At 61.0% G+C, this 19,542-nt stretch carries 7 protein-coding genes; 4 read left to right on the forward strand and 3 right to left on the reverse strand.

Going from position 1 to position 19,542, the window contains the following annotated elements; all coding sequences use genetic code 11:
• Position 1: 1 nt before the first annotated feature.
• On the reverse strand, positions 2-901 hold the full coding sequence (locus CKW20_RS26395) for an SDR family oxidoreductase (protein ID WP_095055500.1): 900 nt from the start codon (positions 899-901) through the stop codon (positions 2-4).
• Positions 902-913: 12 nt separating this feature from the next.
• Complete coding sequence (locus CKW20_RS26400; RefSeq protein WP_095055501.1) at positions 914-2,716, reverse strand: acyclic terpene utilization AtuA family protein; 1,803 nt, start codon at positions 2,714-2,716, stop codon at positions 914-916.
• Between the two features lie 178 nt (positions 2,717-2,894).
• On the opposite strand from CKW20_RS26400, the gene CKW20_RS26405 reads away from it, so the two are divergent.
• From CKW20_RS26405 to CKW20_RS26415, 3 genes are all read left to right on the forward strand, one after another.
• Entirely contained in the window at positions 2,895-3,521 is a 627-nt protein-coding gene (locus CKW20_RS26405) for a TetR/AcrR family transcriptional regulator (RefSeq protein ID WP_038982266.1), read from the forward strand.
• A 91-nt stretch (positions 3,522-3,612) separates the two neighbouring features.
• A complete protein-coding gene (locus CKW20_RS26410) occupies positions 3,613-4,407 on the forward strand; it encodes an ABC transporter substrate-binding protein (RefSeq protein WP_095055502.1) in 795 nt (264 codons plus the stop codon).
• 99 nt (positions 4,408-4,506) lie between these two features.
• Positions 4,507-5,520, forward strand: a complete 1,014-nt coding sequence (locus CKW20_RS26415; RefSeq protein ID WP_095055503.1) for a GNAT family N-acetyltransferase — start codon at positions 4,507-4,509, stop codon at positions 5,518-5,520.
• A 110-nt stretch (positions 5,521-5,630) separates the two neighbouring features.
• Here CKW20_RS26415 and CKW20_RS26420 read toward each other — a convergent pair whose 3' ends face one another.
• Positions 5,631-6,179: an RNA polymerase factor sigma-70 gene (locus CKW20_RS26420; RefSeq protein WP_007894994.1), complete on the reverse strand. Its 549-nt coding sequence runs from the start codon at positions 6,177-6,179 to the stop codon at positions 5,631-5,633.
• Positions 6,180-6,558: 379 nt separating this feature from the next.
• Here CKW20_RS26420 and CKW20_RS26425 point away from each other — a divergent pair, with 379 nt between their 5' ends.
• The gene (locus CKW20_RS26425; protein ID WP_095055504.1) at positions 6,559-19,542 is read left to right on the forward strand and encodes a non-ribosomal peptide synthetase; all 12,984 of its coding nucleotides are present in this window, start codon (positions 6,559-6,561) and stop codon (positions 19,540-19,542) included.

The raw sequence follows: 19,542 nt of genomic DNA on the forward strand, positions 1-19,542 counted from the left end.
GTTATTCCTTGTCCTTGGGCTCGTCTGGTTTGGACACGTCGGGTTTAAGTACCTCGGGCAAATAGGCGCGGTGAAAGCCGTTGTACGAGTGACTGTTCTGCGCCTTGTGCATCGGCCAGGCCCGTCCGCCGAGGCTGGCGGCACCGTCGATGCGCAACGTGCTGCCGCTGACAAACGCGGCTGCCGGGCTGAGCAGGAAAACAATCGCCGCGCTGATTTCCGATTCGGTGCCAATGCGCTTGAGTGGCACGTGTTCGCACAGGGTCGGGATCACGGCCCGGAACGCACCTTCATAGGTGTCCATGCCGCTGGAGGCGACCCAGCCCGGCGCGACGGCGTTGACCCGCACCCCGGCGTAGCCCCATTCAAATGCAGCGGTCTTGGTGAAGTTGTCCATACCCGAGCGCGCCGCGCCCGAGTGGCCCATGCCGGGCATGCCGCCCCACATGTCAGCGAGCATGTTGACGATGGCGCCGCCGTGCTTGCTCATGGATTGATTGAACACCTCTCGGGCCATCAGAAAACCGCCTACCAGGTTAGTGCGCAATATAGTTTCGAAACCTTTTTGATTGATCGACGCCAGCGGAGAGGGATACTGCCCGCCGGCATTGTTGACCAGCCCATGAATCGGCCCGTGTTTGCGGATCAATTCGCTGACCAATTGCGTGACGGAGTCTTCATCGCGGATATCGCAGACCTGCCAACTGGCTTTACCGCCGTCTTCGGTGATTTCAGCGGCAACCTTTTTCAGTTTCTCGGCATTACGCCCCACCAGCAGCACCTGCGCGCCGAGAGCGGCGAGCTCGTGGGCGGTGCAACGACCGATACCGCTGCCGCCGCCGGTGACGATGATGTTTTGGCCAGCGAACAGGTCGGGTTTGTAAATCGAGTCATAAGCCATGGCGACGGTCCTCTAGTTGACCTGATCGGCGATACGCTGCGGCACCGGAATCTGGATCTCCAGCAGTTGTTGAGCGAATGCCTTGCCTTGCGGATCGATCCGCAGGCTGGCCACGCCACCGCCGCCGAGCGCGTTCTCCAGAAGAAAATTAAAGCTCTGAGTGCCGGGTAAATACCAGCGTTCGACACGCCCGTGGATCGGATCGAGGACATGGCTCATCCAGTCGACCATCACCTCAGGTGTCAGCGCTTCGGCGATCCACGGCAGGTAGTCGGGATGGCGGGCCATGACGCCAATGTTGCTGTGATTACCCTTGTCGCCGGAGCGCGCCACGGCGAGTTTGATCAGGGCCACGCTGGCATCGGCGCGTTCTGTGGGTTGCGGCGGGTCGAACGGTAGTGGCAAGTCAGCCGGGTCGAGTACATCGAGGGCGGGCAGGGCGCACGGATGGCGCTCACCGGCGAGGTCGATTTCCAGGGTGCAGGCAGTTTTGTCGATCAGGAATGAAAACAGCCGCATCAGCGGGTACACCGTCGGCCGCCCGCCGACGATCCCGGTCAATCCTGGCGCCATGCCGGTGGCGGCCTGGGCGATTTCCCGGGAAAACAGAATCAAGGCCTGTTTGCTTGGGTGGCGCACGGCGAGTTTGATCACTACTTCGCGGCTGTCTTGGCGCTGGCCGTGGGGGCCATATGTGGCTTCGCTTCCTAGCAGTTCGATGTTCACTTCGCTGTAGGGCGCCCAGCCGCGCTGGCTGAACATTTCCGAGGTCTTGTTGATGATCGCCTGGCTGACCCGTCGGGCCTTGGCCACGGCATCGATCCCGGCGATCAGACAACTGGCGGTGCAGCGGAAACCGTCCGGATACGTGGCGCTGACCTTGTATTGACCGGACGGCGGCAAGCCTTTTGCGCCATGCACCTGCACCGCGTTTTTGCCTTGTTGCACGAGTTTGACCTGACTGAAATCACACACCACGTCAGGCAGCAAATAGGCCTGCGGATCGCCTATTTCATAAAGCATCTGCTCGCCCACGCTCAGGGGCGTGACCAGGCCGCCGGAACCGTCGGGTTTGCTGACGATAAACTGGCTGTCGGCGCTGACTTCGATGATCGGAAAACCGATGTGTTCGTAATCGGGCACGTCATGCCAATCGGTGAAATTGCCGCCGGTGCATTGGGCACCACATTCAATGAGGTGCCCGGCCAATGCAGCCTGGGCGAGTTTGTCGTAGTCGTGCCACGACCAGCCGAACTCATGCACCAGCGCGGCGCTGACCACAGCGCTGTCGACCACGCGCCCGGTAATCACAATGTCGGCGCCCAGACGCAGGGCTTCGACGATGCCCGGCGCGCCGAGGTAGGCGTTGGTCGATACGCACATCGGCGGCAGTGGCGCGCCACTGAACATCTCGTGGAGGCCAAGGCTGCTCAGGTGCTTGAACTGTGGTTGCAAATCATCACCCGACAGCACAGCGATCTTCAACGTCACCCCGGCCTTGTTGCAGGCCGCCTGCAGGGCAGCGGCACACGCCTGCGGATTGACGCCGCCGGCATTGCTGATGACGCGGATTTTCTGTTCCGCGAGCTGGTTGAGGAGGGGGCTGAGGACTTCGATGAAGTCGCTGGCGTAGCCGGCCGACGGATCTTTCATCCGTGCCCCGGCCATGATCGACATCGTGATCTCGGCCAGATAATCGAACACCAGGTAATCCAGCCGCCCGCCGTTCACCAGTTGCTCGGCGGCGGTCGAGGTGTCGCCCCAGAATGCGCTGGCGCAACCGATGCGGATTGTTTTGAGCGCAGCCAATTCCATAACCACCTCCGACAGAAGTGCTTCGAGACTACCAAGCAAGCGCTTGGTTTGTAAACGACTGAAATATCTTCTGCCCAAGCGCTTGCTTGGTCGCCCCCGCCAGCTTAAATTGCCCGCGCAACCCCGCTGTTTTAGCGGCCAGCGGCGCAATTGATTGATCGACTGTAGGAGAGAACGGGTGGACGAGCAAAAAGCCCTGAGGGTGATGCGCGAATTGGTCGACAGCGGCCAATTGACCGACCCGGACAGCGCCCGCGGCAAACTGCTGCAAGTGGCCGCTCACCTGTTTCGTAATAAAGGTTATGAACGTACCACCGTGCGCGATCTGGCCGGTGCGGTCGGCATTCAATCAGGCAGTATTTTTCATCACTTCAAAAGCAAGGATGAGATCCTGCGGGCAGTGATGGAAGAGACCATTCGCTACAACACCGCGTTAATGCGTGCAGCCCTGGCCGAGGCCGGCAGTGTGCGCGAGCGGGTTCTGGCGCTGATTCGCTGCGAATTGCAGTCGATCATGGGGGGCAGTGGTGAGGCCATGGCGGTGCTGGTGTATGAGTGGCGTTCGCTGTCAGCGGAAGGCCAGGCGCAGGTTCTGGCGCTGCGTGATATTTATGAAGACATCTGGTTGCAAGTACTGGGCGAAGCCAAGGACGCCGGTTTTATTCGTGGTGACGTGTTCATCACCCGCCGTTTCCTGACGGGCGCGTTGTCCTGGACCACCACCTGGTTTCGTGCCGATGGCAGCATGAGCCTCGATCAATTGGCCGATGAGGCGTTGATTCTGGTGCTTGAAGAACGGCAGTGAGCCGTCTATCTCGGCAAGAAACTGGCTAAGTCGGCGAAACCGCCTAGCTTGTATGCATTGATGAATATTTTTTGGGGAGTGGGCTGTTTTGATGTCTTCGCCAATTCGAACGGCGTCGCGGCTTTTGCTGGCGGCGCTTGCAGTGTGCTGGGTGTTGCCGTCTCAGGCCGCACAGTTGGTGCGGGTCGGTGCCGCGCATTTTCCACCCTATACCGTGCGCCCGGAGTCCGGTGCCGACACCGGTCTGTTGCCGCAATTGGTGGAAGCACTGAATCGGTTACAAAGCGACTATCAATTTGTACTGGTGCCTACCTCGATTCCTCGACGTTTCAATGACTTCAAGGAAGGTCGGGTCGACATGGCGATTTTCGAGAACCCGGACTGGGGCTGGAAGAACATCCCGCATACCCTCGTCGACATGGGCCTGGAAGACGCAGAAATCTTTGTCGCGCAGAAGAAACCCGATCGCGATGAGAATTACTTCAAGGAACTGACGGGCAAGCGCCTGGCGCTGTACAGCGGCTATCACTACGAGTTTGCCAATTTCAATGCCGATCCCAAGTACCTGGCCGACTCCTACAAGGCCACGTTGACCTATTCCCATGACAGCAATTTGCTGATGGTGCTGCGCGCACGAGCGGACATTGCCTTGGTGACACGTTCCTACCTGAGCGATTACCTGCTGCGTAACCAGAAGGTCGGCGAGCAATTGTTGGTGTCCCAGCGCATCGATCAGGTCTATCACCATTACGCGCTGATCCGCCCGCAGGCGCCAATAACTGGCGACGCATTTGGCAAGTTGCTGCAGGGATTGAGAAATAACGGCCAGATGCTGAAGATTTTCGATCCATACAAGATTGCCGTAGTGCCAGTGGGCAACCCCTGAATCGCGCCATGGGTTGTGTCATTGGCGATCACGCTTAAATTTACTGCCCCGGCCCACGTCACATCGTTGAACTGTCGACGATTACCGTGAGCCTGACCCATGTCCAATCTGAATGACCTGACCACCCTGGCCTTGCCGTCAGGCAATTGTCTTGTAGCCGATGAAACTGCCAGCCGCCTGAGCCTCAGCCTGCAGGGGCAACCGTTGATCGAACTGCGCCTGACCCGCGAGCCGGAATTGAAGCTGCGGCTGGAGGAGCGCTTCGGCCGTCCTGACGGTCAGGCATTCTGGGCGGCCTGCTATTGGCTGTTTGCCCGTGATCCGGTTTGTCAGCGTCTGACCTGGCACCTCGATGATGTGCCTGCCGAAACCTTGCTCAGCGGGTTGTTGATCGCGACCGAAGTCACCGGCCAGTATCGTTGTGAGCGCACGCTGTTCTGGCAATTGCCCCAGCCTTGGCTGGGTGCGACGCGCACTGGCGCTTATCCGCAGCAAATGGTCATCAGTGACGGTAAGCGCCACCCATCACGTGCGCCGAAACCCCGTGGTGAAGTGTATCGACGCTACGATGCGCGACTCGGTGCATGGGTCTCCCTGCGCACGGTAGAAATCGAGCATGACCTGGCGCGTTTCAATCGCTGGCAGAACAGCCCGCGGGTGGCGAGTTTCTGGCAAGAGGAGGGCAGTCTCGAGAAGCATCGGGAATACCTGAGCAAGCTCGAAGCCGACCCGCACACCCTGACGCTGATCGGTTGCTTCGATGATCAGCCATTTGCCTATTTCGAAGCCTATTGGGCCAAGGAAGATCGCATTGCGCCGTTCTATGACGCCGACGATTACGACCGTGGCGTTCACATGCTGGTGGGCGAAGAACATCACCGCGGCCCGCACAAGGTGGCGAGCTGGCTATCGGCGCTGGTGCATTACCTGTTTCTCGATGATCCGCGCACTCAACGAGTAGTCGCCGAGCCTCGCGCCGACAACGCGAAGATGATCGGGCATATGCACAATCAGTGTTTCCACTGCGAAAAAGAGTTCGACTTCCCGCATAAGCGCGCGGCGCTGATGATGCTGGGGCGTGAGCGGTTTTTTGATCGGTGTTCGTTGGCTTGATGCGTAAGGCTCAAGGTCTGTTGCGGTCTTGAGTCAGTCTTCGCGGGCAAGCCACGCTCCTACAGGGAATCGCATTCCCCTTGTAGGAGCGTGGCTTGCCCGCGAAGCTTTTAACGGCGCGCAAAGGTATCCGCACGATTGCCCGACACCTTGCGGCAATGCACCAGCGCATCACGAATCATGAAGTTCACCAGGGTTGGCGAGACGCCGAGTTCCTTGGCGATATCTTTTTGCGGCACGCCGTGCAGGCGGTACATCTCGAAGGCATAACGGGTGCGGCTGGGCAGCTCCGTCAGCGCATCGGCAATGTTTTCCAGGGTCGAGAAATTCATGTGCGAGGTTTCCGGCGAAGCGCCCTGAATCACCACGTTCAGACCTTCCTCTTCCGGGCCCGAGTACTTCTGCTCCAGCGCTTGTTTACGGTAATGATCGATCGCCAGGTTGCGCACGATCTGGAACAGGTAACTGAGCTGCGCCTTGATTGACGAGGTGATCTGCGGCGCCGATTGCAGCCGGAAGAACGCATCCTGCACCACGTCTTCGGCGCGGGATCGGCAGCCGGTGATGCGGGCGGCAATCTTGACCAGAATCAGTCGGTTGTCGACGAAGGCCTGAAGTAACGGTGAATCGCACCTGCTTGTGGATACTTGTTCCGTCATTGGAAATCACCTAGCTGCAAATAGGGTCGTGGGACGACAGGGGATCGGAGTCGTCCTACACATCGAGCGACAAATTAGGCTGAATGATAATGATTGTCAATTGAGAAAGAGAATTAATGCGTCACAAAAGAGCAGAGTGAGAAATGCGACACACTGACTCACCTACCGACCTCAAGCCTGCTGGCGCTCTAGCCTGGCGACTAATTATTTCAAGACCTCATCCGTTCTCATTGGTGAATGGCTGCGGGCGCAAGCTCCGGCCAAACCAGCATTCCCAAGCCTTGCGCGGTCGGCGAAGACCGCGTCCTGCATGTCCATGAACGGGCGTGACGTACGAAAACCGATTCCACTTGCAAGCCGAATTCAGGCAGGAAACCTCATGACCGACGCGTTCGAACTCCCTAGCACACTGGTCCAAGCCCTTCAGCGCCGCGCGGCCCTGACGCCGGACCGGGTGGCCTTGCGTTTTCTCGCCGAAACCCAGGATGAGGCTGTGGTGCTCAGTTATCGCGAGCTGGATCAACGGGCGCGAACCATTGCCGGTGCGTTGCAGGCCGAGACGTCGTTTGGTGATCGCGCGGTGCTGCTGTTTCCCAGCGGCCCGGATTACGTCGCGGCGTTTTTTGGCTGTCTGTACGCAGGTGTAATTGCAGTGCCGGCCTATCCGCCTGAATCGACCCGTCGTCATCACCAGGAACGTCTGCTGTCGATCATTAGCGATGCCGAACCGCGCTTGCTGTTGACCAGCGCCGACCTGCGCGACGCGTTGCTGCAAATCAACGAGGCGCCGCCGCTGCTGTGTGTCGACACCCTCGACAGCGCCCTGGCCGAACGCTGGATCGCGCCGGCCTTGCACGGCGATCACATCGCCTTCCTGCAATACACCTCCGGCTCCACCGCCTTGCCTAAAGGCGTGCAAGTCAGCCACGGCAACCTGGTGGCCAACGAACTATTGATTTGTCATGGCTTTGGCATCGATCTGAACCCCGACGACGTGATCATCAGCTGGCTGCCGCTGTACCACGACATGGGCTTGATCGGCGGCCTGTTGCAGCCGATTTTCAGTGGTGTGCCGTGTGTGTTGATGTCGCCGGCGTACTTCCTCGGCCGACCATTGCGCTGGCTGGAAGCGATCAGCGAATACGGCGGCACCATCAGCGGCGGGCCAGATTTCGCCTATCGACTGTGCAGCGAGCGAGTCAGCGAATCGGCGCTGGAGCGCCTCGACCTGAGTGGCTGGCGCGTGGCGTATTCCGGTTCCGAACCGATTCGCCTCGACACCCTGGAACGCTTCGCCGAGAAATTCGCGGCCTGTGGCTTTACGTCGGACAGTTTCATGGCCTCTTACGGTCTGGCGGAAGCCACGCTGTTCGTTGCTGGCAGCCCTCGCGGTCAGGGGATTGGAAGCCTGCGGGTGGATGATCAAGCCCTGGCGCAGAACCGAGCCGAACCGGGCGATGGCAGTCCGATCATGAGTTGCGGCATCAGCCAACCGGAGCATGCAGTGCTGATTGTCGATGCCGTATCGCTCGAAGAACTCGCCGACAACGCGGTCGGTGAGGTCTGGGCCACCGGGCCGAGCATCGCCCATGGCTACTGGCGCAACCCCGAAGCCACGGCCAAGACGTTCGTCCAGCACGCCGGCCGCACCTGGCTGCGCACCGGCGATCTGGGGTTTCTGCGTGACAGGGAATTGTTCATCACCGGGCGCCTGAAAGACATGCTGATCGTGCGCGGTCACAACCTTTATCCGCAGGACATCGAGCAGACCATCGAGCGTGAAGTGGAGGTGGTGCGCAAAGGTCGCGTGGCTGCATTCGCGGTCAACATCGAGGGGCAGGAGGGCATTGGCATTGCCGCGGAAATCAGCCGTAGCGTGCAGAAGATCTTGCCGCCCGAGGCGTTGATCAAAGCCATCCGTCAAGCGGTGGCCGAGGCGTATCAGGAAGCGCCGAGTGTGGTGGTATTGCTCAATCCGGGAGCGCTGCCAAAGACGTCCAGCGGTAAGTTGCAACGCTCGGCATGCCGAAATCGCCTGGCCGATGGCAGCCTCGACAGCTATGCGTTATTCCCCTCGGAAGACATCGCAAGCACGTCTGAAACCAACACCGGCTCAGAGCTGCAAACCCTGATCGGCAATATCTGGTGCCAACAGCTCAGCGTCAAACACGTCAATGCCGATGACCATTTCTTCCTGCTTGGCGGCAATTCCATCGCCGCCACCCAAGTAGTCGCACGTCTGCGTGAAGAGTTGGGGCTGGAGCTGAATCTGCGTTTGCTGTTCGAAGCGCCAACCCTCGGCGCATTCGCTGCCGGGGTCGCCCGGCAACAACAGGATGGCGGCGTGGCCCAAGGCGCGATCGTGCCCTTGTCGCGCAGTGATGCCATGCCGCAATCCCTGGCGCAAAACCGTTTGTGGATCACCTGGCAACTCGATCCGCAAAGCAGCGCCTACAACATTCCTGGTGCCTTGCACCTGCGCGGCGAATTGGACGAAGACGCCTTGCGCGCCAGTTTCCAGCAACTGATCGAACGTCATGAATCCCTGCGCACACGGTTTTTCGAGCGTGACGGCGTAGCCCTGCAACAGGTCATTGCTGCCGGCGAATTCAACCTGCAAGTGATCGACATCAGCGACCTGCCAGCCGCCGAGCGTGAAGCCCGCGCGCAGCAAATCCGCGAGGACGAAGCCCGCACCCAGTTCGATCTGGAAAAAGGCCCGCTGCTGTGGGTGACCCTGGTGCGCCTCGGCGATGAGGACCATCAACTGCTGGTGACGATGCACCACATCATCGCCGACGGTTGGTCGATGAACGTGCTGATCGACGAATTCTCGCGGCTGTACGCGGCCGCCTCTCAAGGCCAGAGCGCCAGCCTTCCAGCGTTGCTGACTCAATACGCCGACTACGGCAGTTGGCAGCGTCAGTGGTTGGCGCAAGGGGAGGGCGAGCGTCAACTCGCTTACTGGAAAGAGCAGTTGGGCGTTGATCATCCGACCCTGAGCCTGGCCACCGATCATCCGCGTTCGGCGCAACACACCCACAGCGCCGCCCGTCACACGCTGCGTTTGGATGCGCGCCTGAGCGATGCCATTCGCCAGACCGCCCAGGCCCATGAATCGACGTCGTTCATGCTGTTGCTCGCAGCATTCCAGAGCCTGCTGCATCGCTACAGCGGCCAGCGTGACATCCGCATCGGCGTGCCGAATGCCAACCGTCCGCGCCTGGAAACCCAAGGGCTGATCGGCTTCTTCATCAACACCCAGGTGCTGCGCGCCGAGGTGGATTCGCGACTGCCGTTCCTTAAGTTGCTGGCGCAAACCCGTCAAGCCGCATTGGGCGCGCAAGCGCATCAGGATCTGCCATTCGAACAACTGCTCGAAGCCTTCCCGCAGGCCCGCGAACAAGGCCTGTTCCAAGTCATGTTCAACCACCAGCAACGTGATCTCAGTGCATTGCGCCGCTTGCCGGGACTGCTCGCCGAAGAGCTGCCGTGGCACAGTCGCGAAGCCAAGTTCGACCTGCAATTGCATAGCGAAGAGGATCGCAACGGTCGCCTGAGTCTGTCGTTCGACTACGCCAGTGAGTTGTTTGACGTAACGACTATCGAGCGACTGGCCGAGCACTTCGCCAACCTGTTGCGCGATGTCTGCGAGCGTCCGCAAAAATCCATCGGCGACCTGCAACTGCTGACCCCGAGCGAGCACGATCAGCAATCCGCCTGGAGCGCCGCACCGTGCACACCGGCCAGCCAGTGGCTGCCGGAGTTGCTCAACGAACAAGCGCGCCAGACCCCGGAGCGCACCGCGTTGCTGTGGGACGGCGGCAGCCTGGATTTTGCCGAACTGCACGCCCAGGCCAACCGTCTGGCGCATTACCTGCGTGACAAAGGTGTCGGCCCGGACGTGTGCGTGGCCATCGCCGCCGAGCGTTCGCCGCAATTGCTGATCGGCTTGTTGGCGATCATCAAGGCTGGCGGCGCTTATGTGCCGCTGGACCCGGATTACCCGGCCGAGCGCCTGGCCTACATGCTCAGCGACAGTGGCGTCGAGCTGCTGCTGACCCAAACCGAATTACTCGATCGCTTGCCGGCCACCGACGGCGTCAGTGTGATTGCCATGGACGCTCTGCATCTGGAGAACTGGCCAAGCCATACGCCGGGCCTGCACCTGCACGGCGACAACCTGGCCTACGTGATTTATACCTCCGGTTCCACCGGTCAACCGAAGGGCGTTGGCAATACTCATGCGGCGCTCGCTGAACGGCTGCAATGGATGCAAACCACCTACCGCCTGGACCACACCGATGTGCTGATGCAAAAAGCGCCGATCAGTTTCGACGTGTCGGTGTGGGAATGCTTCTGGCCACTGATCACCGGTTGTCGCCTGTTGATCACCGGCCCCGGCGAACATCGCGATCCGCAGCGCATCGCGCAACTGGTTCAGCAATACGGTGTGACTACTCTGCACTTCGTGCCGCCGTTGCTGGCGTTGTTCATCGACGAACCACTCAGCGCCGAATGCACCAGCCTGCGTCGAGTGTTCTCCGGCGGCGAAGCCTTGCCCGCCGAACTGCGTAACCGGGTGCTGGCGCGACTGCCGGCGGTGCAACTGCATAACCGCTATGGCCCGACCGAAACCGCGATCAACGTCACTCATTGGCATTGCACAACGGCTGATGGCGAGCGCTCGCCGATTGGCCGGCCATTGGGCAACGTGCTGTGCCGCGTGCTCGACAATGACCTCAACCCGGTACCAGCCAGTGTGCCGGGTGAACTGTGCATCAGCGGTATTGGTCTGGCCCGAGGCTATCTGGCCCGTCCAGGCCTGACCGCCGAACGCTTCGTGGTCGATCCGCTGGGCGAGCAGGGCGCACGTCTGTATCGCACCGGTGACCGTGCCCGCTGGACCGCCGACGGCGTGATCGAATACCTCGGTCGTCTCGATCAGCAAGTCAAACTGCGCGGTTTTCGTGTCGAGCCGGAAGAAATCGAGGCGCGTTTATTGGCTCAGCCCGGAGTTGCCCAAGCGGTGGTGCTGGTACGCGAAACGGCGGCCGGTGGGCAGTTGATCGGCTACTACACCTCTACCGATTTCACTGAAGAGGTTGACGCTCAAACCGCACGCCTGAAAGCCACACTGGCCGCCGAGCTGCCGGAATACATGGTCCCGGCACAACTCATGCGTCTGGATGAAATGCCCCTGAGCCCGAGCGGTAAACTCGACCGCCGCGCCTTGCCGGAACCACAGTGGCAAGTCCGTGAACACGTCGAACCGGTCACTGCCCTTGAGCGACAAATCGCCGGCATCTGGCGTGAAGTGCTGGGCCAGACACAGATCGGCCTGCGTGACGACTTCTTCGCCCTCGGCGGCCACTCGCTACTGGCCACGCAAATCATTTCCCGCACCCGCCAGGCCTGCGACGTCGAGTTGCCGTTGCGGGCGCTGTTCGAGGCCAGTGAACTGGGCGCTTTTGCCGAGCAGGTTCGCTTGATCCAGGCCAGCGGCAAAACCAACCAACAGCCGCCGATTGAGAAAGTCGACCGCAGCCAACCGGTGCCGCTGTCCTATTCCCAGCAACGCATGTGGTTCCTCTGGCAGATGGAGCCGGACAGCCCGGCCTACAACGTTGGCGGTATGGCGCGGTTGCGCGGCGTGCTAGATGTCGGGCGTTTGGAAGCGGCGCTGCAAGCGTTGATCATGCGTCACGAAACCCTGCGCACGACCTTCCCGAGCATCGACGGCGTGGCCCGGCAACAGGTTCATCCGGACATCCGCCTGCGCATGGATTGGAAGGATTTCACCACGCTGGATGCCGATGGCCGCGAATGGCAGGTACAGCAACTGGCCGATGACGAAGCCCATAAGCCTTTCGATCTGGAAACCGGACCGCTGCTGCGCGCCTGCCTGGTCAAGACCGCCGAGCAGGAGCATTACTTCGTCCTGACCCTGCATCACATCGTCACCGAAGGCTGGGCGATGGACATCTTTGCCCGGGAGCTGAGCGCGCTCTACGAAGCGTTCGTCGATGACCGCGATTCGCCGCTGCAACCGCTGCCGGTGCAGTACCTGGATTACAGCGTGTGGCAGCGTCAGTGGCTGGAATCCGGCGAACGTCAGCGCCAGCTCGATTACTGGACCGCGCAACTGGGCCGCGAACATCCGCTGCTGGAATTGCCGGCCGATCGTCCGCGTCCGCCGGTGCAAAGTCATCAGGGCGAACTGTTTCGATTCGACCTCAGCGATGACCTCGCGGCACGGGTTCGTGCCTTCAACGCCCACAATGGTCTGACCCTGTTCATGACCATGACCGCCGCGCTGGCGGTGCTGCTTTACCGCTATAGCGGCCAGACCGATCTGCGCATCGGTGCGCCGGTGGCCAACCGCATTCGCCCGGAAAGCGAAGGGCTGATTGGCGCGTTTCTCAACACGCAAGTGCTGCGTTGCCAGCTCGACGGGCAGATGTCGGTCGGCGAGTTGTTCGAACAGGTTCGCCATACCGTGATCGAAGGCCAGTCCCATCAGGACCTGCCGTTCGATCATCTGGTGGAAGCCTTGCAGCCACCGCGCAGCGCCGCTTACAACCCGCTGTTCCAGGTGATGTGCAACGTGCAGCGCTGGGAATTCCAGCAGAGCCGAACCCTGGCCGGAATGACCGTCGAGTACCTGGTCAACGATGCGCGAGCGACCAAATTCGACCTCAACCTGGAAGTCACCGACCTCGACCATCGCCTCGGTTGCTGCCTGACTTACAGCACTGATTTGTTCGACGAGCCGCGCATTGCTCGTATGGCCGGGCACTGGCGCAATTTGCTGGATGCGTTGCTCGCTGATCCGCAGCAACGCCTCAGCGAACTGCCGTTGCTGGAAGCCAGCGAACAGCAAAACCTGCTCGACAGCCTCGGCATCGAGCCGGGCGAACACCGCCTCGATCAATGCATCCATCACCTGTTCAGCGAGCAAGCCCTGATGCGCAAGGACGCGCCGGCCCTGACGTTCGCCGGGCACACCCTGAGCTACGCCGAGCTCGACAGTCGCGCCAATCGTCTGGCCTGGATGCTGCGCGAGCGCGGTGTCGGGCCGCAGGTTCGGGTCGGCCTTATGCTTGCGCGTTCGCTGGATATGGTCGTCGGTCTGCTAGCGATCCTCAAGGCTGGCGGTGCCTATGTGCCGCTGGATCCGGAATACCCGCTGGACCGCTTGCACTACATGATCGAAGACAGCGGCATCGGCTTGCTGCTAAGCGATGCGGCGATGTTCGCGGCGCTCGGTGAATTGCCGGCCAGCGTCGGCCGCTGGTGCCTGGAAGACGACGCCGCTGCACTGGTCAATTACCCGGCCAGCGAGCTGCCGTTTATCAGCCTGCCGCAACATCAGGCGTACCTGATTTACACCTCCGGCTCCACCGGCAAACCGAAAGGCGTGGTGGTGTCCCACGGTGAAATCGCCATGCACTGTCGTGCGGTGATCGAGCGCTTCGGCATGCGCCCGGATGACTGCGAATTGCACTTCTATTCGATCAACTTCGATGCCGCGACCGAACGTCTGCTGGTGCCGCTGTTGAGCGGCGCGCAGGTTGTGCTGCGTGCGCAAGGCCAGTGGGATGCGCAAGAAATCTGCGGGCTGATTCGCCGTCATAACATCAACATTCTTGGTTTCACCCCAAGCTACGGCAGCCAGTTGGCGCAATGGCTGGCGACTCAGGGCGAAACCCTGCCAGTGCGCATGTGCATCACCGGCGGCGAGGCGCTGACCGGCGAACACTTGCAACGGATTCGCGCGGCGTTCAAGCCGAGCCTGTTTTTCAACGCTTATGGCCCGACCGAAACCGTGGTCATGCCGCTTGCCAGCCTGGCACCCGAGCAATTGGAAGAAGGGCTGGGCAGCGTGCCGATCGGCAGCGTGATCGGCGCTAGGGTGGCATACATCCTCGACGCCGATCTGGCGTTGGTGCCGAAAGGCGCGACGGGCGAGTTGTACGTCGGCGGCGCCGGTCTGGCGCAGGGGTATCACCAGCGTCCAGGCATGACGGCGGAGCGGTTTGTTGCCGACCCGTTTGCGGCCGATGGTGGGCGTATTTACCGCACCGGCGACCTTGTCCGTCAGCGCGCTGATGGTCTGGTCGAGTACCTCGGCCGGATAGACCATCAAGTGAAGATCCGTGGTTTCCGCATCGAACTGGGCGAGATCGAAACCCGTATGCTGGAACACGAGTCCGTGCGTGAAGCGGTGGTATTGGCCCTCGACGCTCCGAGCGGCAAGCAATTGGTCGGCTACCTGGTCACCAACGTCGCCGAACAAGATGAAGCGCAACAAACTGCATTGCGCGAAACATTGAAGGCACACCTCAAATCTCAGTTGCCGGATTACATGGTGCCGACGCACTTGATCCTGCTGGCCAGCATGCCGCTGACCGCCAACGGCAAGCTCGACCGCCGCGCTCTGCCGGCCCCGGACCCGGAGTTGAATCGTCAGCAGTACGTGGCGCCGAGCAACGAACTTGAACTGACCCTGGCTGGCATCTGGTGCAAAGTGCTGAACGTCCAGCAGGTCGGCCTCAACGATAACTTCTTCGAACTGGGCGGCGATTCGATTCTGTCGATCCAGGTGGTCAGCCGTGCGCGGCAGCAGGGCATCCATTTCAGCCCACGGGACCTGTTCCAGCACCAGACCGTGCAGACGCTGGCCGCCGTCGCGACCCGCACCGAGCAGGTCACCGCAGAGCAAGGTTTGCTCACGGGCGAATCGCGTCTGACGCCGATTCAGCACTGGTTCTTCGACACTGAAATCCCGCAGCGTCAACACTGGAACCAGGCGTTGCTGCTGGAGCCGACCGTGACGCTGGAGCCTCATCGTCTTGAGCAAGCGCTGCTGGCGGTGATCGAACAGCACGACGCCTTGCGATTGCGTTTCACCGACGTCGCCGGCCATTGGCAAGCCGAGCACCAGGCGGTTTCCGACGCTGCAGTGCTGTGGCAAGTACACGTGCCGGCCATGGATAAATGCATGGCGCTATTCGCCGATGCCCAGCGCAGCCTCGACCTTGAGCGAGGGCCGCTGATGCGGGCGCTGCTGGTCGATGATTCTGCGGGGCAACAACGGCTGTTCATCGCCGTTCACCACTTGGTGGTGGATGGCGTGTCGTGGCGGGTGCTGCTGGACGATTTGCAAACGGTTTATCGTCAACTCGAGTCCCGACAGTCAGTAAAACTGCCGGCGAAAACCAGCGGTTTCAAGGACTGGGCCGCACGGTTGCAGGCTTACGCCGGCAGCGAATCCCTGCGGGAAGAATTGAGCTGGTGGCAGTCACAACTGGCCGGCCCCAGCGTTGAATTGCCGTGTGATCGTCCGCAGGGCGGTCAGCAAAATCGTCACGCGCAAACCGTCAGTGTGCGCCTCGACAGCGAGCGTACCCGCCAACTGCTGCAACAGGCGCCGACGGCCTATCGCACTCAGGTCAATGACCTGCTGCTGACCGCATTGGCCCGTGTGGTGTGCCGCTGGAGCGGTCACGAATCAGCGTTGATTCAACTCGAAGGCCATGGCCGCGAAACCCTGTTCGACGAGATCGACCTGACCCGCACCGTTGGCTGGTTCACCAGCGCCTATCCGCTGCGCCTCACACCCGCGAGTGAACAGGGGGTGTCGATCAAAGCGATCAAGGAACAACTGCGCGCGGTGTCGCACAAAGGTTTGGGTTATGGCGTGCTGCGCTACCTGGCCGACGGTGTGTGCCGTCAGACCATGGCCGCGCTGCCGGTGGCGCCGATCACCTTCAATTACCTGGGGCAGTTCGACCAGAGCTTCGGCAGCGATGCGTTGTTCCGTCCGCTCGATGAGCCGGTGGGCGCGGCCCATGACCCACTCGCGCCACTGGCGAACGAGTTGAGCATCGACAGTCAGGTCTACGGCGGTGAACTGGTGTTGCGCTGGACCTTCAGCGCCGAACGCCACGATCTGCAAACCATCACCGAACTGGCAGAGGCGTATCTGGGCGAATTGCAAAGCCTGATCCAGCATTGCCTGAGCGACAACGCGGGCGGGCTGACGCCGTCGGACTTCCCGCTGGCCAAATTGACTCAGACGCAACTCGACGCATTGCCGGTGCCAGCGGCGATGATTGAAGACGTCTACCCGCTGACCCCGATGCAGGAAGGCATGCTGCTGCACACCTTGCTCGAACCGGGCACCGGCCTCTACTACATGCAGGATCGCTACCGCATTAACAGCGAGCTCGACCCGCAACGTTTCGCCCAAGCCTGGCAAGCGGTGATTGCTCGTCACGAAGCCTTGCGCGCGTCGTTCTGCTGGAACGTCGGCGAAGACATGCTGCAAGTGATCCACAAACCGGGCAGCACGCCGATCGAGTATCTGGACTGGAGCGCGATTACCGAAACCGAGCAAGAGCCAAAGTTGCAGGCGCTGCTGAAAAGCGAGCGTGAGGCCGGGTTCGATTTGCTCAACCAGGCACCGTTCCACCTGCGCTTGATCCGCGTGGGCGCGGCGCGTTACTGGTTCATGATGAGCAACCACCACATCCTCATCGATGCCTGGTGCCGCTCGCTGCTGATGAACGATTTCTTCGAAATCTACACCGCCCTCGGCGAAGGCCGCGATGCGCAGTTGGCCGTGCCACCGCGTTATCGCGATTACATCGGTTGGCTGCAACGCCAGAGCCTCGCCGAAGCGCGGCAGTGGTGGCAGCAGAACCTGCAAGGTTTCGAGCGCACCACGCCGATTCCGAGCGACCGGCCGTTCCTGCGTGAACATGCGGGTGACAGCGGCGGCATGATCGTCGGCGACCGCTACACCCGGCTCGATGCCCGGGATGGCGCGCAACTGCGCAAACTGGCTCAGGCGCATCAGCTGACCATCAACACCTTCGCTCAAGCGGCGTGGGCGCTGGTGTTGCGCCGCCTGAGCGGCGATCGCGACGTGCTGTTTGGGGTCACGGTGGCCGGGCGTCCGGTGGACATGTCGCAGATGCAGCGCACGGTCGGGCTGTTCATCAACAGCATCGCCCTGCGGGTGAAAATGCCCGAAGACGATCAGCGTTGCAGCGTTCGTCAGTGGCTCAGCGGTTTGCTCGACAGCAACATGCAACTGCGCGAGTACGAATACCTGCCGCTGGTGAGCATTCAGGAAAACAGCGAGCTGCCTAAAGGCCAGCCGCTGTTCGACAGCCTGTTCGTGTTCGAAAACGCACCGGTGGAAGTCTCGGTGCTGGACCGTGCGCAAAGCCTCAACGCGACGTCGGATTCAGGCCGCACCCACACCAACTTCCCGTTGACGGCGGTGTGTTATCCGGGCGATGACCTTGGCTTGCACCTGTCCTACGACCAGCGTTACTTCGACGAATCCACGGTCGAGCGCATGCTCGGCGAATTCAAGCGCCTGCTGCTGGCACTGGTCGAAGGCTTCCATGGCGACATGGCCGATCTGCCACTGCTGGGCAATGAAGAGCAGGACTTCCTGATCCATGGCTGCAACCAGAGCGAACACGAGTATCCGCTGGAGCAGAGCTATGTCTCATTGTTCGAAGCGCAGGTTGCCGAGCATCCGCAGCGAGTTGCCGCCAGTTGTCTTGATCAGCAGCACAGTTATGTTGAGCTGAACCAGCGCAGCAACCGTCTTGGCCATGCGCTGATTGCGGCGGGAGTTGGCCTGGATCAACCGGTGGCGCTGCTCGCCGAACGTAACCTCGATCTGCTTGGCATGATCATTGGCAGCTTCAAGGCCGGTGCCGGTTACCTGCCGCTGGACCCGGGCCTGCCGAGTCAGCGTCTGAGCCGGATCATCGACTTGAGCCGCACGCCGTTACTGGTTTGCACTCAGGCATGTCGTGAACAAGCCGTCGCACTGCTGGAAGAATTCGGTTGTGCCAACCGACCTCGATTGCTGGTCTGGGAAGACGTGCAGGCTAGCGATGTTTCGATTGCCAATCCGGGGATTTACAGCGGCCCGGACAACCTCGCCTACGTGATTTACACCTCGGGTTCCACCGGATTGCCGAAGGGCGTGATGGTCGAGCAGCGCGGCATGCTCAATAACCAGTTGAGCAAGGTGCCGTACCTGAAACTGAGTGATGCCGATGTGATCGCCCAGACCGCTTCGCAAAGCTTCGATATTTCCGTCTGGCAGTTCCTCGCGGCGCCATTGTTCGGCGCCCGGGTGGACATTGTGCCGAACAGCATCGCCCACGATCCGCAAGGCTTGTTGGCTCACGTTCAGAGCCAGGGCATCACCGTGCTCGAAAGTGTGCCGTCGCTGATTCAGGGCATGCTCGCCCAGGATCGCATGAGCCTCGATGGCCTGCGCTGGATGTTGCCGACCGGTGAAGCGATGCCGCCGGAACTAGCGCATCAATGGTTGCTGCGTTACCCGGAGATTGGGTTGGTCAACGCCTATGGCCCGGCGGAATGCTCGGACGATGTGGCGTTCTTCCGTGTCGATCAGGCCTCGACGCGCGGCAGTTATCTGCCGATTGGTACGCCGACGGATAACAACCATTTGTACCTGCTTGATGGCGCACTGGAATTGGTGCCGTTAGGAGCGGTGGGGGAGTTGTGTGTGGCCGGCACCGGCGTGGGGCGCGGCTATGTGAGCGATCCGTTGCGCACAGCGCAGGTGTTTGTGCCGAACCCGTTCGGCGCACCGGGTGATCGCCTGTATCGCACCGGCGACCTGGCCCGACGTCGCAGTGATGGCGTGCTGGAATACGTCGGGCGTATCGACCATCAAGTGAAGATCCGCGGCTACCGCATCGAACTGGGTGAAATCGAGGCCCGTCTGCACGAGCAACCGGAAGTCCGCGACGCGGCGGTGGGTGTGCAGGATGGCGTCAACGGCAAGCATTTGGTCGGCTATCTGGTCGCAGCGGAGTCGGCGCTGAGTCCGAACGAACGACTGGAGCGCATCAAGCAACGTCTGCGCGCCGAATTGCCGGAATACATGGTGCCGCTGCACTGGTTGTGGCTCGACAAACTGCCGCTCAACGCCAACGGCAAACTCGATCGCAAGGCCTTGCCGGCGCTGGAAATCGGCCAGTTGCAGAGCCAGGACTATCAGGCACCGCGCAATGAGTTGGAGCAGACCCTGACGGATATTTGGGCCGAGGTGTTGAAGGTCGAGAAGGTCGGCGTGCGTGACAACTTCTTCGAACTCGGAGGGCATTCGCTGTTGGCCACACAGATCGCCTCGCGGGTGCAAAAAGCCCTGCAACGCAACGTGCCACTGCGGGCGATGTTCGAGTGCAGCACGGTGGCGGAGTTGGCCGGGTACATTGATGGGTTGGCGGCGAGCGACATGACCGAAGAGAAGGTGGATCGGTTGAATGACCTGATGGCGGAGTTGGAGGGGCTGTAG

Source organism: Pseudomonas sp. Irchel s3b2 (genome assembly GCF_900187445.1).
Classification (GTDB): domain Bacteria; phylum Pseudomonadota; class Gammaproteobacteria; order Pseudomonadales; family Pseudomonadaceae; genus Aquipseudomonas.